At 67.8% G+C, this 20,604-nt stretch carries 22 protein-coding genes; 13 read left to right on the forward strand and 9 right to left on the reverse strand.

Annotation, left to right across the window (positions count from 1 at the left end; genetic code table 11):
• Nucleotides 1–19: 19 nt before the first annotated feature.
• Nucleotides 20–1,291, reverse strand: coding sequence for an MFS transporter (locus AC3A6P_RS17570; RefSeq protein ID WP_487692938.1), 1,272 nt, complete (start codon nucleotides 1,289–1,291; stop codon nucleotides 20–22).
• A gap of 90 nt (nucleotides 1,292–1,381) precedes the next feature.
• Here AC3A6P_RS17570 and AC3A6P_RS17575 point away from each other — a divergent pair, with 90 nt between their 5' ends.
• A complete protein-coding gene (locus AC3A6P_RS17575) occupies nucleotides 1,382–2,338 on the forward strand; it encodes a GlxA family transcriptional regulator (RefSeq protein ID WP_487692939.1) in 957 nt (318 codons plus the stop codon).
• Here AC3A6P_RS17575 and AC3A6P_RS17580 read toward each other — a convergent pair.
• Nucleotides 2,326–3,372: an aldo/keto reductase gene (locus AC3A6P_RS17580; RefSeq protein ID WP_487692940.1), complete on the reverse strand. Its 1,047-nt coding sequence runs from the start codon at nucleotides 3,370–3,372 to the stop codon at nucleotides 2,326–2,328. The genes AC3A6P_RS17575 and AC3A6P_RS17580 overlap by 13 nt on opposite strands.
• Nucleotides 3,373–3,461: 89 nt before the next feature.
• Between AC3A6P_RS17580 and AC3A6P_RS17585 the strand changes: the two genes are divergently transcribed.
• From AC3A6P_RS17585 to AC3A6P_RS17595, 3 genes are all read left to right on the forward strand, one after another.
• Complete coding sequence (locus AC3A6P_RS17585; protein WP_487692941.1) at nucleotides 3,462–4,058, forward strand: TetR/AcrR family transcriptional regulator; 597 nt, start codon at nucleotides 3,462–3,464, stop codon at nucleotides 4,056–4,058.
• 72 nt (nucleotides 4,059–4,130) lie between these two features.
• A complete protein-coding gene (locus tag AC3A6P_RS17590; protein ID WP_487692942.1) occupies nucleotides 4,131–5,294 on the forward strand; it encodes an NAD(P)H-binding protein in 1,164 nt (387 codons plus the stop codon).
• Nucleotides 5,291–5,998, forward strand: coding sequence for a CPBP family intramembrane glutamic endopeptidase (locus AC3A6P_RS17595; RefSeq protein WP_487692943.1), 708 nt, complete (start codon nucleotides 5,291–5,293; stop codon nucleotides 5,996–5,998). The genes AC3A6P_RS17590 and AC3A6P_RS17595 overlap by 4 nt, the downstream gene beginning before the upstream one ends.
• A gap of 71 nt (nucleotides 5,999–6,069) precedes the next feature.
• On the opposite strand, the gene tet(V) is transcribed toward AC3A6P_RS17595, so the two are convergent.
• Together tet(V) and AC3A6P_RS17605 are read right to left on the reverse strand one after the other, a co-directional pair.
• A complete protein-coding gene (gene tet(V) / locus AC3A6P_RS17600; protein ID WP_487692944.1) occupies nucleotides 6,070–7,293 on the reverse strand; it encodes a tetracycline efflux MFS transporter Tet(V) in 1,224 nt (407 codons plus the stop codon).
• Nucleotides 7,294–7,741: 448 nt separating this feature from the next.
• Nucleotides 7,742–8,563: an enoyl-CoA hydratase gene (locus AC3A6P_RS17605; protein ID WP_487692945.1), complete on the reverse strand. Its 822-nt coding sequence runs from the start codon at nucleotides 8,561–8,563 to the stop codon at nucleotides 7,742–7,744.
• A gap of 100 nt (nucleotides 8,564–8,663) precedes the next feature.
• Between AC3A6P_RS17605 and AC3A6P_RS17610 the strand changes: the two genes are divergently transcribed.
• The 3 genes from AC3A6P_RS17610 (at nucleotide 8,664) to AC3A6P_RS17620 (ending at nucleotide 11,582) form a co-directional block, all read left to right on the forward strand.
• On the forward strand, nucleotides 8,664–9,749 hold the full coding sequence (locus tag AC3A6P_RS17610) for a CaiB/BaiF CoA transferase family protein (protein WP_487692946.1): 1,086 nt from the start codon (nucleotides 8,664–8,666) through the stop codon (nucleotides 9,747–9,749).
• 72 nt (nucleotides 9,750–9,821) lie between these two features.
• Entirely contained in the window at nucleotides 9,822–10,574 is a 753-nt protein-coding gene (locus AC3A6P_RS17615; RefSeq protein WP_487693006.1) for a 3-hydroxyacyl-CoA dehydrogenase, read from the forward strand.
• Nucleotides 10,575–10,589: 15 nt separating this feature from the next.
• Nucleotides 10,590–11,582, forward strand: coding sequence for an NAD(P)H-dependent flavin oxidoreductase (locus AC3A6P_RS17620; RefSeq protein WP_487692947.1), 993 nt, complete (start codon nucleotides 10,590–10,592; stop codon nucleotides 11,580–11,582).
• A 102-nt stretch (nucleotides 11,583–11,684) separates the two neighbouring features.
• Here the strand turns inward: AC3A6P_RS17620 and AC3A6P_RS17625 are convergent, their stop codons facing one another.
• Together AC3A6P_RS17625 and AC3A6P_RS17630 are read right to left on the reverse strand one after the other, a co-directional pair.
• Nucleotides 11,685–11,810 (reverse strand): hypothetical protein, encoded by a 126-nt coding sequence (locus AC3A6P_RS17625; RefSeq protein ID WP_487692948.1) that lies wholly within the window; start codon nucleotides 11,808–11,810, stop codon nucleotides 11,685–11,687.
• Between the two features lie 204 nt (nucleotides 11,811–12,014).
• The gene (locus tag AC3A6P_RS17630) at nucleotides 12,015–12,551 is read right to left on the reverse strand and encodes a DoxX family protein (RefSeq protein WP_487692949.1); all 537 of its coding nucleotides are present in this window, start codon (nucleotides 12,549–12,551) and stop codon (nucleotides 12,015–12,017) included.
• A gap of 182 nt (nucleotides 12,552–12,733) precedes the next feature.
• On the opposite strand from AC3A6P_RS17630, the gene AC3A6P_RS17635 reads away from it, so the two are divergent.
• Genes AC3A6P_RS17635 through AC3A6P_RS17645 form a run of 3 tightly spaced genes read left to right on the forward strand, consistent with a single transcriptional unit; the run spans nucleotide 12,734 to nucleotide 16,311 of the window.
• Nucleotides 12,734–15,007: an MMPL family transporter gene (locus AC3A6P_RS17635; RefSeq protein WP_487692950.1), complete on the forward strand. Its 2,274-nt coding sequence runs from the start codon at nucleotides 12,734–12,736 to the stop codon at nucleotides 15,005–15,007.
• Complete coding sequence (locus tag AC3A6P_RS17640) at nucleotides 15,008–15,688, forward strand: TetR/AcrR family transcriptional regulator (RefSeq protein WP_487692951.1); 681 nt, start codon at nucleotides 15,008–15,010, stop codon at nucleotides 15,686–15,688. It abuts the gene before it with no gap.
• Nucleotides 15,685–16,311 (forward strand): class I SAM-dependent methyltransferase, encoded by a 627-nt coding sequence (locus AC3A6P_RS17645; protein ID WP_487692952.1) that lies wholly within the window; start codon nucleotides 15,685–15,687, stop codon nucleotides 16,309–16,311. Before AC3A6P_RS17640 ends, AC3A6P_RS17645 begins: the two co-directional genes overlap by 4 nt.
• Nucleotides 16,312–16,320: 9 nt before the next feature.
• Here AC3A6P_RS17645 and AC3A6P_RS17650 read toward each other — a convergent pair whose 3' ends face one another.
• Nucleotides 16,321–17,037 (reverse strand): SIR2 family NAD-dependent protein deacylase, encoded by a 717-nt coding sequence (locus AC3A6P_RS17650; protein ID WP_487692953.1) that lies wholly within the window; start codon nucleotides 17,035–17,037, stop codon nucleotides 16,321–16,323.
• A gap of 37 nt (nucleotides 17,038–17,074) precedes the next feature.
• Here AC3A6P_RS17650 and AC3A6P_RS17655 point away from each other — a divergent pair, with 37 nt between their 5' ends.
• Nucleotides 17,075–17,437, forward strand: coding sequence for an Rv1152 family transcriptional regulator (locus AC3A6P_RS17655; RefSeq protein ID WP_487692954.1), 363 nt, complete (start codon nucleotides 17,075–17,077; stop codon nucleotides 17,435–17,437).
• A gap of 29 nt (nucleotides 17,438–17,466) precedes the next feature.
• Here the strand turns inward: AC3A6P_RS17655 and AC3A6P_RS17660 are convergent, their stop codons facing one another.
• The gene (locus tag AC3A6P_RS17660; RefSeq protein ID WP_487692955.1) at nucleotides 17,467–18,300 is read right to left on the reverse strand and encodes a class I SAM-dependent methyltransferase; all 834 of its coding nucleotides are present in this window, start codon (nucleotides 18,298–18,300) and stop codon (nucleotides 17,467–17,469) included.
• Between the two features lie 215 nt (nucleotides 18,301–18,515).
• Here AC3A6P_RS17660 and AC3A6P_RS17665 point away from each other — a divergent pair, with 215 nt between their 5' ends.
• On the forward strand, nucleotides 18,516–18,959 hold the full coding sequence (locus AC3A6P_RS17665) for a PPOX class F420-dependent oxidoreductase (protein ID WP_487692956.1): 444 nt from the start codon (nucleotides 18,516–18,518) through the stop codon (nucleotides 18,957–18,959).
• 101 nt (nucleotides 18,960–19,060) lie between these two features.
• Complete coding sequence (locus tag AC3A6P_RS17670) at nucleotides 19,061–19,246, forward strand: DUF5302 domain-containing protein (protein WP_487692957.1); 186 nt, start codon at nucleotides 19,061–19,063, stop codon at nucleotides 19,244–19,246.
• An 81-nt stretch (nucleotides 19,247–19,327) separates the two neighbouring features.
• On the opposite strand, the gene AC3A6P_RS17675 is transcribed toward AC3A6P_RS17670, so the two are convergent.
• Nucleotides 19,328–20,566, reverse strand: coding sequence for an MFS transporter (locus AC3A6P_RS17675; RefSeq protein WP_487692958.1), 1,239 nt, complete (start codon nucleotides 20,564–20,566; stop codon nucleotides 19,328–19,330).
• Nucleotides 20,567–20,604: the final 38 nt, after the last annotated feature.

The following is a 20,604-nucleotide window of genomic DNA, read 5'->3' on the forward strand; positions in this document are numbered from 1 at the left end:
GCTCGTAACCGCTCAGCGGTTACGAGCGCGCCGAAATCGCAGAGTCGGACTTGCGCACCGCCAGGCACATCAGCGCCGCCACCACGCACAGCCCGGCGGCGAGGTAGAACGCCAGGTCATAGGTGCCCTGCAGATCGCGGATCCACCCGGCGCCGGCCGCTGCGACCGCCGCGCCCAGCTGATGCGAGGCGAACACCCAGCCGAACACGATGGGCGCCTTGGTGCCGAAGTAGTTGCGGCACAACGCGATTGTCGGCGGCACGGTGGCCACCCAGTCCAGGCCGTAGAAGATGATGAACACCCAGGTGCCGGCCTCGGCATGCGGTGACAGCAGGGCGGGTAACGCCACCAGGGACAGCCCGCGCCCGGTGTAGTAGATGACCAGCAGTACCCGCGGATCCACCCGGTCGGTGAGCCAGCCGGAGAACACCGTGCCCGCCACATCCAGGACACCGACCACGGCCAGCAGTCCGGCAGCCACTGTGGTGGGCATACCGTGATCGTTGGCGGCCGGGATGAAGTGGGTGCCGATCAGCCCGTTGGTGGTCATGCCGCAGATCGCGAAACTGCCTGCCAGCAACCAGAATGCGGGTACGCGGGCGCCCAGCACCAGCCCGGAGAAGGCGGCGCCGAAGCTCGAACCCGGTGGTTTCGGTACCTCCACGGTGTCGGTGGCGCCGAAGGGGAGCAACCCTTTGTCCTGCGGCCAGTTCCGCATGAACACCAGCACCAGCGGCACCACCGCCAGTGCCGCTGCGGCCACCAGCAGCGACGCCCACCGCCAGCTGTGGTGCGTGGTCACCGCCGCGACGACGGGCAGGAAGATCAGCTGACCCGTGGCGCTGGCGGCCGTCAGCACGCCGGTGACCAGACCGCGCTGCGCGTCGAACCAGCGGGTGGCGACGGTCGCCACGAAACCCATCGAGATCGCCCCGGTGCCCGTGCCGACCAGCACGCCCCACAACAGGACCAGCTGCCAGCTCGCCGTCATCGTCACGCTCAGCGCGCTGCCCGTGGCGATCAGCCCCAGTGCCGCCACCAGCACCGGGCGCACCCCGAACCGGTCCATCAGGGCTGCGGCGAACGGGGCCGTCAACCCGAACAGGGTCATGTTCACCGACATCGCCAGCCCGACCACGCCGTGCGACCAGCCGAACTCGTGGTGCAGCGGGTTCATCATCACGCCGGGGACGGAGCGGAAGCCGGCGGCGCCCAGCAGGGCGACGAAGCTGACGGCGGCCACCACCCACGCCCAGTGCAGGCGGCTCTGCTCGGTGCGAACAAGGGTCACCGATCGACTATCGCGGACCCGCCGCCGCTGGGCCAGTGGCAAGAATGCTGATATTCGTCAAAAACACGCCAAACGGGGCACACTGGTTCCATGCACCGCGTTGCCGTCCTGCTGCTCGAGCCGGTCATCGGCTTTGATGCCGCGATCGCGCCGACGTTGTTCGGTGCCGCCACCGACGCCGACGGCAACCCGCTCTACGAGGTGGTGACCTGCGGTATCACCGCCGAGGCGGTCCCGTCCACCCACGGGTTCGCGATGGTGCCGCAGGCCGGCGCCGAAGCGCTGGCCACCGCGGACACCGTGGTGATTCCCGGCACCCGATACCGGCCTGCCCGCGCCGACGGTGTCCTCGGCCCCGACGTCGCGGCCGCATTGGCGTCGGTGCGGCCCGGCACCAGAATGGTCTCCATCTGCACCGGCGCCTTTGTCCTGGCCGCCGCGGGTCTGCTCGACGACCGCCCGGCCACCACCCACTGGCAGCACGCGGACACCCTGAGGGCGCTGCATCCTCGGGTGCGGCTGGACGAGAACGTGCTGTTCATCGACGACGGTGACCTGCTCACCTCGGCAGGCCTGGCCGCGGGCGTCGACCTGTGCCTGCACCTGATCCGCCGTGATCACGGCGCCCAGGTGGCCAATACCGTCGCGCGTTACTGCGTGGTGCCGCCGTGGCGCGAAGGCGGCCAGGCGCAGTTCATCGACCGGCACCTACCCCCGCAGGACACTGCGTCCACCGCGGTCGCCCGCACCTGGGCCACGCAGAACCTCGACCAGCCCCTGAGTATCGAGCAGTTGGCGCGGCACGCCGGGATGAGCCCGCGTACCTTCATCCGGCGTTTCCGCGAGGAGACTGGGGAGTCGCCGGGAGCCTGGGTGCGCGCCCGGCGGGTGGATCGGGCCCGCGAACTCCTCGAGCAACGGGATCTGCCGGTCGACGAGATCGCCCGTCTGGCCGGGTTGGGCACCGGCGCCAATCTGCGCCACCACCTGCGGCGCGGGCTGGGGATGTCACCCTCGAGCTACCGCAAGGTATTTCAGGGGCGCTGAGAAAGCAGCGGCGGGTTGATCCGCGCGAACCCCTCCTGGCGGAAGTACGGGAAATACGGATAGGGCGCCTCGCGCTCGCTGACCGCGTCCAGGCGCGCCACCTGCTCGTCGTCGAGTCGCCACCCCGTGGCCCCGAGATTGTCGACGAGTTGCTGATGCGTGCGTGCGCCGATGATGACCGAGGCGACGGTCGGCCGGCGCAGTAGCCAGTTGAGCGCGATCTGCGGTACCGATCGGCCTGTTTCGGCGGCGACGGCATCGAGCACGTCCACGACGGCGAACAGCAGGTCCTCGTCGACGGGTGGGCCGGCGCCGGCGGTCTTGTGCAGCCGGCTGACGCCGGGCAGTGTGGCGCCGCGTCGGATCCGGCCGGTCAGCCGGCCCCAGCCCAGTGGGCTCCACACCAGTGCACCGACGCCTTCGTCCCGGCCGATGGGCATCAGCTCCCATTCGTAATCACGACCTATCAGCGAGTAGTACACCTGGTGGGCGATGTACCGGTTGCGATGGGCGGCGTCGGCGTAGGCCAGTGATTTCGCGAGCTGGCCGCCGCTGAAATTGGACACCCCGGTATAGCGGATCTTGCCTTGGGTCACCAGAACGTCGAGCGTGTCGATGACCTCGTCGATCGGGGTGTGGGCGTCGTAACCATGCAGCTGGAACAAGTCGATCCGGTCGGTGCGCAGCCGGCGCAGCGCGTTGTCGACAGCGCTGATGAGCCGGGCGCGCGACGTACCCCAGTCGCCGGGGCGGTCTCCGACCGGCAGGGCGGCCTTGGTGGAGATCAGCGCCCGGTCGCGACGGCCCTGCAGTGCCGCACCCAGCACCTGCTCCGAGGCGCCGTCGGAGTAGACGTCCGCGGTGTCGAAGAGGGTGATTCCGGCGTCGAGGCAGACGTCGACCATACGGCGCGCCTCGTCAACCCCCGTGGCGCCCCACTCGCTGAAGAAATCGCCGGATCCGCCGAATGTTGCTGCGCCGAAACTCAATTCGGACACCATGAGCCCTGACCTGCCGACATACCTGTATTCCACCTGACACTCCTTAATGAGACTGAATTCCCATTAGTGACGGTAGCACGGATATGGCGCTAACGAGACCGAGTTCCCATTAGCATGGGGAGGTGACCACCCTCAGTCGGCCCGGCGGCCGCACCGCCGCCGTGCGCGACGCCGTCCTCGCCGCCACCGGCGACCTTCTCGTGGAGCGTGGGCTCGAAGGTGTGGAGCTCACCGAAGTCGCGCAGCGCGCCGGCGTCGGGAAGTCGACCGTTTACCGGCGCTGGGGGACCGTGCCCGCACTGGTGGCCGACCTGCTGCTCGACATGGCTCAGACGTCGTTGCCGCGCGCCCACACGGGCACCCTGCGCGGCGACCTGCTGGCGAACGCCGACCTGATCCGGCGCACGCTGAACGATCCGCGCCAGGGCCGGCTGTTCAAGGCCGTCATCGCCGCTGCCACGTGTGATGCGGATGCGGCCGAGGCGCTGGAAGGCTTCTACGCGGCCCGGCTCGACGAGCTGGCCCCAGTGGTGGCCGACGGTATCGCCCGCGGCGAAGCGCCCCCGGGCACCACCCCCGCGGACGTCATCCGCTACGTCTCGGCTCCGCTGTACTACCAATTCCTCACCACCACCCGGCGGCTCACCCGCCGCGACGCCGAGCGCAGCGTCGACGCCGCCCTGGCCGCCGTCCAGGCCGGGGTGTTTGTCCACACCTGAACCGGACCCGACTCGGCGGCGGTGTCCTAACTCACGTACGTAGCCGTCGGTCCGGCTGGGTAACCCCTGAAGGTGAAAGCAAAGCGGATCTTGGTCACGGGTGCTACCGGCTACATCGGGTCTCGGCTGGTGGCGGCGCTGCTGGCAGACGGTGATGAGGTGGTTGTCGCCACCCGCAACACCGACAAACTGGCGGCGTTCGGGTGGTCCGACGAGGTCCGCTCCGTCACCCTGGACGCCGGCTCGTCCGATTCGGCGGCCCTCGCGCTGGCCGAGGCCGGCCCCGTCGACGTCATCTACTACCTGGTGCACGGGATCGGGCAGCCCGACTTCCGCGAGCACGACAAGGTCGCCGCGAGCAACGTGGCCCGGGCCGCCGCGAGAGCCGGCGTGGGCCGCATCGTCTATCTGGGCGGTTTCGTGCCCGACGAGGACACCCTGTCGGATCATCTGGCCAGCCGCGCGGAGGTGGCCGAGGCCCTGCACGTCGAGGGTGGCCCAGAGGTGGTGTGGCTGGGCGCGGCGGTGATCATCGGCGCCGGATCCACGTCGTTCGAGATGGTTCGCTACGTGGGTGACCGGTTACCGCTGATCCCGCTGCCGTCGTGGGTGGACCACGCCATCGATCCCATCTCGATCCGCGACGTCCTGTACTACCTGCTCGCGGCCGCCGACCCGGAAACGGTGCCGGCCGGCTCCTACGACATCACCGGGCCGGACACCACGACCTACCGCGGGTTGATCGGCGGCTACGTCCATGCCGCGGGCAACCGGCGGGCCGGTCTACCGCTCAACGGCTGGCACGAGGCGCTGATCCCCAAGTCGCTGACGGCCTGGGTGGCCGGCAACGTGGTGCCGGTGCCGACGGGGCTGGCGGTGGATCTGATCGCCTCGCTGGATCACCCGATGACCGCATCCGATTCCCTGCTGCGGGACGTCGTCGCCGATCCTCGCGGGGGTCTGACCCCGATCGATGACGCCATCGCGGCGTCGGTGGCCTCGCCGCCGCCCCGGCCGGTGGACCGCCTGGCGGACCCGCATCACCTGGCCGACAGTGACGCCGCCTGGGCCGGGGGAGATCGGCTACGGTTACGACGGGTGCTCGGCGCTGTCACACCGCCGGTCGCCCGGCCGGCACTCACCCTGCTGTCGGTGGTACCCAAACCGCTTGCGGCGGTGGCACGTACCGGTTTGGACCTGATGGTGGGCCTGATACCCAAGGCGGATCCCGCGTGACCCAGACAATCAGCCTGCGCGACGAAATCCTCGGCGTGCTGACGAATGTGGCTGTGCCACGGACCGAGCCCCCGGCGGTGGTGCGCAGGCGGCGGATCGTCGTCGCGGTGGTGCTCGTGTTCGGTGCGGTGACGTTGGCCGTGTCGTTGAACCAGGAACCGGGTGACCCCGCGTTCTACTGGTTGACCTTCCTGCTCGCCGCGATCTGGGCCGGTGGCGCCTTGCTGTCCGGGCCGATGCACCTGGGCTGTGTGTCCTGGCGCGGACGCAGTCAGCGGCCGGTGCTCACCGGGATCGGAATCGGGCTGCTGGTCGGCGGCGCGTTCTTGATCGGGGCGCTGATCGCGCGGGAGATCGACCCGATCGCCGAATTCATCACGCGGGTCCTCCTTTTCGCCAACCAGGGTGCGCTGTGGCTGGTGGTGGTCATCACCCTGGTCAACGGTGTGGCCGAGGAGCTGTACTTCCGCGGGGCGCTGTACACCGCCCTCGGTGATCGCGCGCCGGTGGTGATCTCCACCGTCATGTACATCATCGCGACCTCCGCCAGCGGCAATCCGATGCTCGGCTTCGCCGCCATCATCCTGGGCGCCGTATGCGCCCTGGAACGCCGCGCCACCGGCGGCGTGCTGGCGCCGATGCTGACCCATCTGGTGTGGGGCCTGATCATGGTGCTCGCGCTGCCGCCTCTGTTCGGGGTCTAGGAACCGCGCGCCGAGACTGCGGGCAGTGTGCAGATTTCGGCGGAAACCCGCACTGTGTGCAGTCTCGGCGCTCAGTCCAGCGGGTGATCCCACTCGTCGCGCGCCATCCGCGCCGACAGCCACGCGATCGCCGCGATCACCACCGGCGTCACGCCCGCCACCAGGAAGATCACCTCCATCGAGATCACCTTCGACAGCGGCCCGGCGATCGCCATCGACACCGGCATGAACGCCAGCGACACGAAGAAGTCCAGGCTCGAGACCCGGCCCAGCATCGCCGGCGGCACCCGCCGCTGCAGCAGCGTGCCCCAGATGACCATGCCCGCACCATCGGTGACGCCCACGAGGAAGCTGGCGATCATCATCCACACGAACGAGTGCGTCCACCCGATCACCACCAACGGCAGGGAACCGGCACCCCACATCAGCATCATCACCGTCAGGTAGCGCCGCGGCAGCTGCCACGACGACACCCCGAGTGCACCGAGGGCGCTGCCGACACCGAACGCCGCCAGCACGAACCCGTACATCTGGGCGCCGTGCTCGAACCGCTCACCGGTGATGAACGGCAGGAGCACCTCGATCGGCCCGATCACCAGCAGCACGAACAAGCTGGCGAACAACAACGTCGCCAACAGCCACGGGGTACGCACCATGAACGTGAACCCCTCACGCAGATCGGCCAGCGGATGCTGCCTGTCCGACTTCTCCACGGTGCTGCGCACGCCGCGGGTCGACACCAGCAGTACCAAGCTGATCGCGAACAGCACCGCGACGATCACCGCACCGACAGTGGGGAAGGTGGCGCCGATCAACAGACCGGCCATCGCCGGGCCCGCCGCCCGCTGCAGCACCGGGCGCATCACCCCTTCGACTCCGTTGGCGGCCAGTAACTGTTCGGCGGGCAGGATCCGCGGCAGGTAGGCACTGTAGGCCGGGAAGAAGAACGCCGCCGCGATGCCGAGCGCCGTCGCTGCCACCGCCATGTGCCAGACCTGCAGGACCCCGAGCAGGCCGAGTGCGGCCACCGCCGTCACCGCGATCAGGTTGACGACCTCGACCGCAATGATGATGGTGCGCTGGGGAATTCGATCTGCGGCGATACCGCCCACCAGAACGAAGGCCACCAGCCCGCCGCCCAGACAGGCCGCCACCAGAGACAGCGCCGCCGGATCGTTGTCCAGTGCGATCACCTGCAGCGCCATCACCACGGCCCACATGCCTTCGGCGAGGATGGTGATCGACACCGCGGCGATCAGTAACCGGTACTCGCGGATACGGAAGGGCGCCAGCACACGCCAACCGTGCGTCGGTGCGGCCGGCCCGTTTTCGCCCTCGTGCCTCGGGCTCGACGACCGGCTGTGTTGGTTTGCGGCCGGCCCGTTTTCGCCCTCGTGCCTCGGGCTCGACGACCGGCTGTGTTGGTTTGCGGCCGGCCCGTTTTCGCCCTCGTTCCTCGGGCTCGACGACCGGCCGTGTTGGTTTGCGGCCGGCCCGTTTTCGCCCTCGTGCCTCGGGCTCGACGACCGGCCGTGTTGGTTTGCGGCCGGCCCGTTTTCGCCCTCGTGCCTCGGGCTCGACGACCGGCCGGCGGGTGCGCGCACGTCGCGCACCTTCGGCTGATGGTCGGTCTCGATACCCATCGTTCGATGGTCGCCGACGGACCCCCAACGCGTCCAACGATTTTCGCGCGGTGTGGGAGTGTGACCGGCGCTGGCGCGGCGGTCACACTCCACACACCCCTCAGCTGTCGGTGAAGGTGGGGGTGCGGCGCTCCTGGAACGCCTTGATGCCTTCCTTGAAATCGGTGCCGTGCAGCAGCGCGATCTGCCCTTCGGTCTCGCGGCCCAGCGCCGGGTCGAACTCGGTCAGTGTCGCGGCGTTGATCGCGTCCTTGGTCTTGGCCAGTGACACCGCCGGACCCACACGCAGCGTCTCCACCACCTTCGCGACCTCGGCGTCGAACTCCGCAGCCGGGTACACGTTGCTCACCAGGCCCCATGCGAAGGCTTCATCGGCCGAGATCCGCTCGGCCAGCAGCGCCATCCGCATCGCCCGGGCCCGACCGACAGACGCCGCCACCAGCGCCGAGGCGCCGCCGTCGGGCATCAAGCCGATCTTGGTGAACGCCAGCATGAAAAACGCCTTGTCGCTCGCGAGGACAACATCACCGGCCAGGGCCAGCGACACCCCCACTCCGGCGGCGGGCCCCTGGACCACCGAGACCACCGGGCGCGGCAGGTTGACGATCGAGCGCACCGCGCGATTGGCCAGGTGCAGCACGTCGACGGGGTCGCCGCCGGCTTCGCTGCTGCCGGGGTCGTCCGCGCCGATACCGGCACCCGAGCTGAAGCCGCGGCCCGCGCCTCCCAGGCGCGCCACCTTCACCCGCGGATCGTTGGCGGCGGCTTCGAAGGTCTCGGCGATACCGGCCAACACCACGGCATTGAGGGAGTTGAGGCTCTCGGGCCGGTTGATCGTCACCGACAGCACGCCGTCGGTGAGATCGACGAGCAGTCCGTCGACGGCTTCCAGGTCATCCAGAACGGCATCGCGCGTTGTCATACGCACACTAAAACACAGCCCACCCGTCGGTTGGTTGGGAGCGATTGACAAGATGCACAGTGATCGCGAATACACACCTTCACCGAAAGGGCGGGACATCGTGGCCGGACCATTACAGGGACTTCGTGTCGTCGAACTGGCCGGGATCGGTCCCGGCCCCCACGCGGCGATGATTCTCGGCGACCTCGGAGCAGACGTCGTCCGCGTCGAACGCCCCGGAGCCGGGCGTAACGGGATCCGCGACGCGATGCTGCGCAACCGGCGCTCGGTGACTGCCGACCTCAAGTCCGAAGAGGGCCGCGAGCTGCTGTTCAAGCTGATCGCCAAGGCCGACGTGCTGATCGAGGGGTTCCGTCCCGGGGTCACCGAACGGCTCGGGCTGGGGCCCGAGGACTGCGCCAAGGTCAACGAGCGGCTGATCTACGGCCGGATGACGGGCTGGGGGCAGACCGGCCCGCGGGCATTGCAGGCCGGCCACGACATCAACTACATCTCGCTCAACGGCGTGCTGCACGCCATCGGCCGCGCCGGTGAGCGGCCGGTACCGCCGCTGAACCTGGCCGGCGATTTCGGTGGCGGGTCGATGTTCCTGCTGCTCGGCATTCTGTCGGCGCTGTGGGAGCGGCAGACCTCCGGCAAGGGCCAGGTGGTCGACGCCGCCATGATCGACGGCTCCAGCGTGCTGATCCAGATGATGTGGGCGTTCCGCGCGGCCGGTCAGTGGTCGGACGTCCGGGGCACCAACATGCTCGACACCGGCGCGCCCTATTACGACACCTACGAAACGGCCGATGGAAAGTACGTCGCCGTGGGCGCCATCGAGCCGCAGTTCTACGCCCAACTCCTGGCCGGCTTGGAGTTGGATCCGGCAGAGCTGCCGGGCCAGAACGACATCACCCGCTGGCCGGAGCTCAAGGCGATCTTCACCGAGACATTCCTGCAGCACGACCGCGATCACTGGGCCAAGGTGTTCGCCGGCACCGACGCCTGCGCCACGCCGGTGCTCTCGTTCGCCGAGGTCCTCGATGAACCGCACATCGCCGAACGCGACACCTTCTACGACGCGGGCACCGACGGGCTGCAGCCCCGGCCCGCGCCGCGCTTCTCCCGCAGCGTGCCGGAGACGCCCACGCCGCCGCGGGAGCCGGGGGAGGACACCGGAGCTGTGCTGCGGGACTGGACGTAAGCCGTAACCACCAGCTAGAAAAGAACCAACCAACCAGTAGGTCGGCGTAGCCGATCAGGAAGGAACATGCCAGTGGAGATCAAGGACGCGGTAGCAGTGGTGACCGGAGGTGCCTCCGGTCTGGGCCTGGCCACCACCAAACGCCTGCTCGACCGGGGTGCCTCGGTGGTGGTGATCGACCTCAAAGGTGAAGACGCCGTCAAGGAACTGGGTCAGCGGGCCCGCTTCGTCGAGGCCAACGTCGTCGACCCGGAGTCGGTGACCGCGGCTCTGGACATCGCCGAAGAGCTCGGCCCGGTGCGCATCAACGTCAACTGCGCCGGCATCGGCAACGCCATCAAGACCCTGGGCAAGGACGGGCCGTTCCCGCTCGACGGGTTCCGCAAGGTGGTCGAGGTCAACCTGATCGGCACCTTCAACGTGCTGCGGCTGGCCGCGGAACGGATCGCCAAGACGGAACCCATCGGTGAAGAGCGCGGCGTCATCATCAACACCGCCTCGGTTGCCGCATTCGACGGCCAGATCGGCCAGGCCGCCTACTCGGCGTCCAAGGGCGGCGTCGTCGGTATGACCCTGCCGATTGCCCGCGACCTGTCGCGCGAACTGATCCGCGTGGTCACCATCGCCCCGGGTCTGTTCAAGACCCCGCTGCTGGGTTCGCTGCCCGAAGAGGCGCAGGCGTCGCTGGGCAAGCAGGTGCCACACCCGGCCCGCCTCGGTGACCCCGATGAGTACGGCGCGCTGGCCACCCATATCGTGGAAAATCCGATGCTCAACGGCGAAGTGATCCGCCTGGACGGCGCGATCCGCATGGCGCCCAGGTAGATCGGGGGGAATTCGATGGCTCTCAAGACGAAGTTCACCGAGGCGTTCGGGGTCGAGCATCCCATCGCCCAGGGCGGTATGCAGTGGGTCGGTCGCGCGGAACTCGTTGCGGCCGTGGCCAATGCGGGTGCGCTGGGGTTCATCACCGCGCTGACCCAGCCGACGCCGGCGGATCTGGCGCGCGAGATCGCCAAGACGCGTGAGCTCACCGACAAGCCGTTCGGGGTGAATCTGACGATCCTGCCGGCGATCAACCCGCCGCCGTATGACGAGTACCGCCAGGTGATCGTCAACGAGGGCATCAAGATCGTCGAGACCGCAGGGTCCAACCCCGCGCCGCACTTGCCGATGTTCCACGACAACGGCATCAAAGTGCTGCACAAGTGCACCTCGGTGCGGCATGCCGTGAAGGCGCAGAGCCTGGGTGTGGACGGCATCAGCATCGACGGGTTCGAATGTGCCGGTCACCCGGGTGAGGACGACATCCCGGGTCTGGTGCTGATCCCAGCGGCGGCCAAGCAGATCGAGATCCCGATGATCGCTTCCGGCGGGTTCGCCGATGCCCGCGGCCTGGTGGCCGCACTGGCTCTCGGCGCCGACGGCATCAACATGGGGTCACGGTTCATGTGCACCGTCGAGTCGTGCATCCACCAGAACGTCAAGGAAGCCATCGTCGCCGGTGACGAGCGGGGCACGGAGCTCATCTTCCGCTCGCTGCACAACACCGCCCGCGTCGCGTCCAACGAGGTGTCGCGCGAAGTGGTCGACATCCTGCGCAAGGGTGGGCAGTTCGAGGACGTCAAGGATCTGGTGGCCGGTGTACGCGGCCGCAAGGTGTTCGACGACGGTGACATCGACGCCGGAATCTGGACGGTCGGGACGGCCATGGGGCTGATCAACGACATCCCGACAGTCGGTGAGCTGGTCAGCCGCATCGTCTCGGAGTCCGAGGAACTGATCACCGGTCGGCTGGCGGAGATGGTGGCCGGCGACAAGGTTCCCGCCTAGCCCCGTTAGGGGGTCGGGCCTTCGGCCAGGCAAACCACATAAGTCGGGCGCGCTCGCACATCCGAGAGGATGTGAGGGCGCGCCCGTTGGTTGTCGGAACTGCTAGCTGGCGAGCGGATGCCAATCTTCGAGCTGCTCCGAAGTCTCGCCTTCCACCAGGAAATCGCCATGGTAGAGGGCGTCGAAGTCAATCTTGATGACATCAGCGTTGGTGTCGTCGATCCACATGACACTGACTTTATGGGTCACTATTAAGAGGACTTTGAGTCACGGTTCTGAAAACGGTGGCAATTATTACTCCCCAGTAGTCTGACTCGGGAGTCAGATCTGAAACGTGACCGTCATCACACAGTTCTGGCAACGCTGAAATCGACAAAAAGTCGGCTCTACCCTCGCAAAAACGCGCCCGTTGTCGCGTGTGGGCGACGCGGCTCAGGAGCCGGGTGGGGCCTCGAGGTGCAGCGGGTTGACGCCGTTGAGCAACCACCAGGTCGCCACGGCCGCAGCGATCGCGACGACCAGCAGCACCACGCACACCAGGGTGGGCCACTGCGCCCGTCCCCACAGCAGCTCATCCAGCGAGAACCTGCCGGCGCCGGTGAACAGCAGGGCGATCGCCCCGACGGCGAGCAGGAACGGAACGTTGAACGGCTCCGCCCACACGACATCCCCGGAGACGTTCGCGGCCCAGGCATCCAGCATCGCGGCCGTCACGGCACAGGCCGCCAGAGGTGTCAGGATGCCGAGCACCAAGGCGATACCGCCCAGGAGTTCGGTGGCGGTCACCATGATCGCCGCGAGTGTCGCGGGCTTCCACCCGGCCTCACCCATGAACCCGGTGACGGTGCCGAAGTCGGTGAGCTTGATGGCGCCGGCCTGGATGACGGCCGCGCCGGCCCCGAGGCGAAGGACAAGCAGCCCGAAATCGCTGGTGGCCGCACTGGTGCGGATGTCGACGTCGCTGACCATGTGGAGAAAGCCTATTGGTGGGGCGACTTTTTTGTCAGGCTTGTGGTGCAACGCAGTCTCTTCATTCAACGCGGTGATTCTGGACGTGGCCACCTACACCAGGTAAGGGTGGGCTATATTCACGCCGTTAACTTATCGTTGATAAGTTCGGCGCCCATCGGGGTGCCGGGAAGGAACCCAGCGTGCTGCACCGAATAGCGCTGATGGCGATCGCCGCCCCGCGGCGGATCCTCGCCGTTGCCGTCTTGTTGATGATCGGCGCGGCAGTATTCGGCGTGCCCGTCACCAAGAGCCTGTCGGCCGGCGGATTCCAGGACCCGACGTCGGAGTCCGCACGAGCCACCCAGGTGCTCAACGACACGTTCGGTGTGGGTGCCATGCAACTGGTGTTCACCGTGACCGCGCCCGGCGGCGCCAGCGGCCCCTCGGCGCGGGCCGCCGGCACCGACATCGTCAAGGTCATCGAGGCGTCGCCGCACTCTGCGGACCTGGTATCGGCGTGGACGTCGCCGTCGGCGGTCGCCAAGGATCTGATGAGTGAAGACGGGTCGTCGGGACTGGTGGTCGCCGGTCTGTTCGGCGGCGAGAACGACGCGCAGAAGTATGCGGAGACGCTGCTCGAGACCATCAACGCCGACGTCCTGCCCAACCACCCGGATGTCGAGGTCACCGCAGGGGGCGCGGCGGTGGTCTACTCGCAGATCAACAAGCAGACCGAACACGACCTGCTGCGGATGGAGTCCATCGCGATCCCGCTGAGCTTCCTGGTGCTGGTCTGGGTGTTCGGCGGCCTGCTGGCCGCGGCATTGCCGATGGCGGTCGGCGCGCTGGCCATCGTCGGGTCGATGGCGGTGCTGCGCAGCATCACCTACTTCACCGACGTATCGATCTTCGCGCTGAACCTGTCGATCGCCATGGGCCTGGCCCTGGCCATCGACTACACCCTGCTGATCATCAGCCGTTACCGCGATGAACTGGCCGACGGCGTGGAGCCCCATCAGGCGCTGATCCGCACCATGGCCACGGCCGGTCGCACCGTGCTGTTCTCCGCGGTGACGGTGGCGCTGTCGATGGCGGCGATGGTGCTGTTCCCCATGTACTTCCTCAAGTCGTTCGCCTATGCGGGCATCGCGACGGTGGCGTTCGCCGCGTTCGCGGCGATCGTGGTGACCCCGGCAGCCATCGTGTTCCTCGGTGATCGGCTCAACGCGCTGGACGTGCGACACCTGTTCCGCCGCGTGTTCCGCCGTCCTGAACCGGTCGCGAAACCGGTCACCGAGCAGTTCTGGTACCGCTCGGCCAAAGCGGTGATGAAACGGGCGGTCATCATCGGTGTCGCCGGCGTGGCGTTGCTGCTGTTGCTCGGGGTGCCGTTCCTGGGCGTCAAGTGGGGTATGCCCGACGACCGTGTGCTGCCCCAGTCGGCGTCGGCGCATCAGGTCGGAGACGAGCTGCGGCAGAACTTCGCCAACAACTCCGACACCGCGGTGACCATCGTGCTGCCCGACGTGCAGGGCCTCAACCCGCCGGACCTGGAAGGGTACGCCGCTGATCTGTCCCGTGTGCAGGACGTGACGGCGGTGACGGTGCCGACGGGGACGTTCGTTGCGGGGCAGAAGGTCGGCCCTCCCGCGATGGCCACCGGTTTCGCCGACGGCAGCGCCTATCTGACCGTGGGCAGCTCGGCGACGCTGTACTCCGATGCCTCCTCCGCCCAGCTCGATCGGTTGCACGAGGTGCCGACACCTGGCGATCGGGCCGTCGAGTTCACCGGTGGGGCCCAGGTGAACAAAGACAGCGTCGACGCCATCATGGAGCGGTTGCCGTTGGTGCTCGGCGTCATCGCTGTCATCACCTTCGCCCTGTTGTTCCTCTTGACCGGCAGTGTGGTCCTTCCGCTGAAAGCCCTTGTGCTGAACGTCCTTTCGCTGACGGCCGCATTCGGGGCGCTGGTGTGGATCTTCCAGGACGGGCACCTGGGCGCGCTGGGCACCACGTCGACGGGCACGCTGGTGGCCAACATGCCGGTTCTGCTGTTCTGTATCGCCTTCGGTCTGTCCATGGATTACGAGGTGTTCCTGATCTCGCGTATCCGCGAGTACTGGGTGGAGAGCGACCAGACACAGCAGGACGTCGACGAAAGTGTCGCGCTCGGTCTGGCCCGCACCGCAAAAGTGATCACCGCGGCCGCGCTGGTCATGTCGATCTCGTTCGCCGCGCTGATCGCCGCGGAGGTGTCGTTCATGCGGATGTTCGGACTCGGCCTCACGTTGGCGGTCCTCGTCGACGCGACCCTGGTGCGGATGATGCTGGTGCCGGCGTTCATGCATGTCCTCGGCAGATGGAACTGGTGGGCACCCAGGCCGCTGGTGAAGCTGCACCAGAAGATCGGGATCAGTGAATCGGGGCCGCCGCCGGTGCGGACCCCGGCGTCATCGGTACCGGACAATGGCTAGGTGAGTATCGGCCCGTTGACGAGAAGACGCCGCGCTCCCCGTGGTTCGGGTGAGCTGCTCCGCGACGAGATCATCGACGCGGCCACCGACCTGCTGTTGGCCACCGGCCACGCACGGGACGTGTCGATCCGTGCGGTCGCCGAGCGGGTCGGGGTCACCTCGCCCTCGATCTATCTGCACTTCGCCGACAAGGAGACGCTGCTGGACGCGGTGTGCGCCCGCTACTTCGAGAAGTTCGACGAGGAGATGCAGCGCGCCGCCGCCGAGCAGATCAACAGCCTCGAGATCCTGCGTGCCCAGGGACTGGCCTACGTCCGGTTCGCCACTCAGACCCCGGAGCTGTACCGGATCGCGACGATGGGTGAGGGCCGGCCGGGCAGCGATGTGGACGAGACGCTGGTCAGCTCGGCGTTCGGTCACATCCGCGACTCGGTGCGGCAGCTGATGGACGAGGGGATCTACGCGCACGAGGATCCGACGACGGTGGCGCTGGAGTTGTGGACGGCGGCCCACGGTGTCGCCGCCCTGTTGATCGCCAAACCGTACCTGCCGTTCGGGGACATCGACGCGTTCGCCGACCGGGTGTTCAGTGCGGTGTGCGCGGGCCGGATCGTGGCCGGCATCGTGGGCCCCGATTCGACCCCCACCCAGACCGTCGACTGGTTGTTCGGGCGGTCATGAGTACGGTCGACAACCCTTTCTTCGCTCGTTTGTGGACCACCCTGTCGGCACACGAACCCGAGGTCATGACGGAGTTGCGCCGGGAGAACCTCGCCGGCCTCGGCGGCCGGGTGCTCGAGGTCGGCGCAGGCACCGGTACCAATTTCGCCTTCTACCCCGGCACGGTGGCGCAGGTGGTGGCCGTCGAGCCCGAACCGCGCCTGGCCGCTCGTGCCCGGCGAGCGGCCGCGGCGGCGCCGGTGCCCGTGGAAGTCAGGGAGTGCACCGTCGAGGGCCTGGCCGGCGCCGAACCTTTCGACGCGGTGGTGTGCTCGCTGGTGCTGTGCTCGATCGACGATACCGAACATATGCTACGCCAACTGTTCTCACAGCTGCGCCCCGGTGGGGAGCTGCGTTACCTCGAGCATGTGGCCAGCGGTGGTGCGCGCGGTGTTCTGCAACGTGTCGCCGACGCGACGGTGTGGCCGCGGCTGCTGGGCAACTGCCACAGCCACCGGCACACCGAGACGGTGATCCGCGGCGTCGGATTCGCCATTCAGAGCTCGCGGCGTCAGTTCGCCATGCCGGCGTGGGTGCCGCTGCCGGTGTCGGAGTTCGCGCTGGGCCGAGCCATCCGGCCGTAGGTTCCGGCCTCAGGTGCCCAGCAGGTCGGGCAGACGCTGCAGCAGGGTCGGCAACGCGGTGCTGGCGTTCTCCCGCAGCGCGATGGTGGCGCCGCTCGACAGCGGGGTGGGTTCAGGGTTGACCTCGACCACCACGGCGCCGCGCGCCAACGCCAGCTCCGGTAGCCCGGCGGCAGGGTAGACCACCGCGGAGGTGCCCACCACGACCACCACGTCGGCGGTGCTGACCGCCTGCACCGCGGCGTCCCACGGCCCGTCCGGCAAACCTTCCCCGAACCACACGATGTCCGGCCGGATCAGTCCACCGCAGCCGCAGGTGGGCGGCGTCAACTCCAGCACCGGCTCCGGCACGTCCTCCAGTGGTCCGGTGTACACGGAAGCGCAGCTGTCACAACGAAACTCGAAGAGGCTGCCGTGCAGATGGTGCACCGGCGAGCTGCCCGCCCGTTCGTGCAGATTGTCGACGTTCTGGGTCACCACCGTCACATCTGCGTGGTCCTGCCAGGCCGCCAGCGCGCGATGCCCGTCATTGGGTTCGGTGGCCCGCACCAGGTGATGGCGCCACAGGTACCACGCCCACACCCGTTCCGGGTGTTCCTGCCAGCCCTGGACAGAGGACAGTTCGTACGGGTCGAACTTCGCCCACAGGCCGTTCTTGTCGTCGCGGAAGGTCGGCACGCCGCTTTCGGCGGAGATGCCGGCGCCGCTGAGCACTGCAATGCGCACCCAACCAAAATAGCTGGCCTGTTGGATACTGTTTCCCGTGGAGTTGGGGGAGTGGCTGCGCGTTGATCCGCAGGCGGCTAAGCCGTTGTTCGATCAGTTGAGAACACAGATGATCGACGGGATCCGGGACGGACGGTTACCGCCGGGCACCCGTTTGCCCACGGTCCGCGAACTCGCGGGGCAACTCGGCCTGGCGGTCAACACCGTCGCCAGGGCCTACCGCGAGCTGGAGGCGGCGGGCATCGTCGAAACGCGAGGGCGCTTCGGCAGTTTCGTCGCACGCGCGGATCCAGCCGACGCGGCCATGGCGGCGGCGGCGCACACCTATGTGGAGACTGCCCGCACGCTCGGTCTCGACAAGGCCGCGGCGTTGCGGTACCTGGACCTGGCCTTCGACTGAGGGGGCTCAGCCCGAAGTCGGCGAGGTGTTCAGCCGAATTCGAGCAGGGTGAAGGAGGGGCGCAGCCGGTGCAGCGCGGGGTTGTTGAACACACCGCTGATCACCGCGTTCATCACCAGGCCTCGGCCGCGGGGGGTCGGCATGTCGTGCACGGCGGTGACACCGGGAATGGTGTGGGCGAGTTCGGCCAGTTCCGGCACCGTCCTGGAGAACGGCATCGGCGGCATGGTGTAGCGGCGTGACGGTCGCAGCCAGCCTTTTTTCGCCAACCCGGCGAACCACGGCGGGGCCAGATCGAAGACCATCTGCCCGCCGGGGAACCGGCGTGCGCACTCGGCGATCAACCCCAGAGCCTCGTCGGGCTGCAGGTACATCAGCAGGCCCTCGGCGGTGATGAACACCCCGGTCGACGGATCCACCTGATCCATCCAGCTGTAGTCCAGCGCCGACTGAGCCGCCGTCGTGATGCGCGGTGAGGTGGGCAGCAACTGTTCGCGGATGTGCACGATCGGTGGGAAATCCACTGTCAGCCAACGGAACCGGGCCTCGGGCAAGGCGGCGTCGAGACGCCAGAAGCTGGTCTGCAGCCCCTCCGCGAGCGCCACCACGGTTGCCTCGGGGTGCGTCCGCAGGTAGTCCTTCGTGGCCAGGTCGAACGCCTTCGCCCGGATCGCCATGTCCTGGCGGCTGGTCTGGCCGAACTTCGCGAAGTCGAAGTCGATCGAATCTCTGAGCCGAACCGCCACCGGGTCGTCGATGATCGCGTCGGGCCTGCGGGCCTCGGCAGCCCGCACCGCCAGCGTCAGCAGGGCGGTCTCGGATACGCCGGTCAGTTCCGCTTTGTGCCGTGTGGTCTCGTCCATCGCTGTCGAGCGTACCGACGCCCGCGTCAGCCGAAATTCCACCAACGTCATGCTCGAGCGGTTCCGGCGGAACCGTCCGATCCGGTCCAGTGGACTTGAACTCAGAACGTCCGGACCGGGGCGGCACAAACGCCGTCGAGGATGCCCCGATGCCAAAGCCGTCAACGGTTGCTCGGGCATCTACCGGCGGGCGGGACTTTGAGTAGGCTCAGCAGATGACCCGACAGGTTTTCGACGACAAGCTCCTGGCCGTGATCAGCGGCAATTCGCTTGGAGTGCTGGCGACGATCAAACGTGACGGGCGTCCGCAGCTGTCCAATGTCTCCTATCACTTCGACGCTCGCAACGTGGTGATCCAGGTGTCGATCACCGAGCCGCGGGCCAAGACGCGCAACCTGCGACGCGATGCGCGTGCGTCGATTCTGGTGAGTTCCGATGACGGCTGGTCGTATGCGGTTGCCGAGGGCGACGCCGTCCTCACACCGCCCGCCGCCGACCCGCACGACGAGACCGTGGAAGCGTTGATTGTGTTGTATCGCAACATCGCTGGTGAGCATCCGGACTGGGACGAGTACCGCGAAGCCATGGTGACCGACCGCCGGGTGGTGCTGACCCTGCCGATCGCCCACCTCTACGGCATGCCGCCGGGTATCCGCTGACCCCGATCCCAGGAGCGTGCGACTCCCCGGACGCAGACGCCGTCGCATTTTATGGTTTGCGCACGTCCGTGCTGGTGGGAAAGAGCGCTAGGCTGTGCGCTATGGCTGACGAAGCGGGCCCGGACGAACTTTCCGAAGACGACACCAAGCGCAAGTTCCGGGAGGCGCTGGAACGCAAAAAAGCCAAGTCGTCTACCGGCGCCGAGCACCGCGACGGCGGCGCCAAGCAGCCCAAACAGCATGGGCCCGTCGAGAACCGTCGCGAATTCCGCCGCAAGAGCGGCTGACCCGGTAGCCACCTGAATCGTATAGCGCTCTTGGGATTTTGGCGCGCTGACAACCGCTCAGCGGTTGAAAACGCGCCCAAATCACTCGCTGCGGCGCTCCAGACGCAGGATCGCCACCAGACAGAGGACGGCCAGCACGCCGACGATGCCGGCGAACACCTCGCCGGTCAGCTGTAGACCCCAGTGCTGGGCGGCGGCGCCGAAGCCGATCACGGGTAGTGACAGCGCCACGTAGGCGACAAGAAAGTACGACGAGCTGACTTCGGCGCGGCGTTCCGGCGGGGTGCACTCCGACACCGCGGCCAGGCCGCGGCCGAAGCTCAGGCCCTGGCCGATACCAGCGACGGCCCCGGCGACGATGAGCCCCCACAGTGACGAGAACCGAAGGGCGACAACGAGCATCACCATGGCGACCACCAGCACCGCACTGCCCACGGCCACCGCGCGCTTCGGCGCAACCAGCAGCGCGACCGGTTGGGTGAAGGCAGCAGCGAGCACCATCAGCCCGGCCACCGCCCCGGCGACCGCGTGGTTGTGCACTCCCATGAGGTTGGCCACCAGCGACGGCACCACCGAGGCGAACAGGGCATTGACCGCGAAGCCCGCGAACGCCGCCGTGGCGGCGACGACGAACACAGACCGGGTCTGCGGTGGCACCGCCAGCCGCTGAATCCCGATACGGCCCTGCCGTTGTGACGTCTCCGGGGCCAGCAACAGCGCTATCACCGCCAGGAGTACCAGCGCGGTGTGCAGGGCGAAACTGAGCTCCAGCGGGGACGGGGCGTACTGCACGAGTAACCCGGCGACCACACTGCCCAGACCCAGGCTGCCGAGGTTGGCGACGGTGGCCACGGCGGCGGCGCGGGGACGCCACTTCGGGGAGGCGGCCTCGATGATCGCCGCGGTGGCGGTGCCGGCGAAAATGCCCACCGACAAGCCCGACAGTGCGCGGCCGATCAGCAGGACGGGAATCGATTCGGCGGTCAAGAACGTCACCGAACTGGCAATGGCCAGCACGGCGCCGGCAACGAGCATCGGCCGCCGCCCGATCGCGTCGGACCACCTGCCGAAGAACAGCAGCGCCGACAACACCGCACCCGCGTAGGTGGCGAAGATGATCGTGGTGGTGAGCACCGAGAACTGCATCCGCTCGCCGTACACCTCGTACATCGGGGTCGGGAGCGTGCCACCGAGCATCACCACCGTCAGCGCATAGGTGATCAGCGCAAACCCGTGACGGCGCCGCGGACGCGCGTCAACCGCTTCCTGCAATGTGGCCACGGACTGATCCAACGCGGCCCGGTGCGGTGTGCTTCCCACCCGAGATCCCATACCCACAAAGACGGCGGCAGACCATC

The organism is Mycobacterium sp. Soil_C_30 (genome assembly GCF_057656995.1).

Excerpts from the sequence above, each read along its gene's own strand:
- AC3A6P_RS17575 (WP_487692939.1), top strand. The coding sequence starts at position 1,382 with ATGCACCGCGTTGCCGTCCTGCTGCTCGAGCCGGTCATCGGCTTTGAT.
- AC3A6P_RS17605 (WP_487692945.1), bottom strand. The coding sequence starts at position 8,563 with ATGACAACGCGCGATGCCGTTCTGGATGACCTGGAAGCCGTCGACGGA.
- AC3A6P_RS17620 (WP_487692947.1), top strand. The coding sequence starts at position 10,590 with ATGGCTCTCAAGACGAAGTTCACCGAGGCGTTCGGGGTCGAGCATCCC.
- AC3A6P_RS17625 (WP_487692948.1), bottom strand. The coding sequence starts at position 11,810 with ATGTGGATCGACGACACCAACGCTGATGTCATCAAGATTGACTTCGAC.
- AC3A6P_RS17630 (WP_487692949.1), bottom strand. The coding sequence starts at position 12,551 with ATGGTCAGCGACGTCGACATCCGCACCAGTGCGGCCACCAGCGATTTC.
- AC3A6P_RS17645 (WP_487692952.1), top strand. The coding sequence starts at position 15,685 with ATGAGTACGGTCGACAACCCTTTCTTCGCTCGTTTGTGGACCACCCTG.
- AC3A6P_RS17660 (WP_487692955.1), bottom strand. The coding sequence starts at position 18,300 with ATGGACGAGACCACACGGCACAAAGCGGAACTGACCGGCGTATCCGAG.
- AC3A6P_RS17665 (WP_487692956.1), top strand. The coding sequence starts at position 18,516 with ATGACCCGACAGGTTTTCGACGACAAGCTCCTGGCCGTGATCAGCGGC.
- AC3A6P_RS17670 (WP_487692957.1), top strand. The coding sequence starts at position 19,061 with ATGGCTGACGAAGCGGGCCCGGACGAACTTTCCGAAGACGACACCAAG.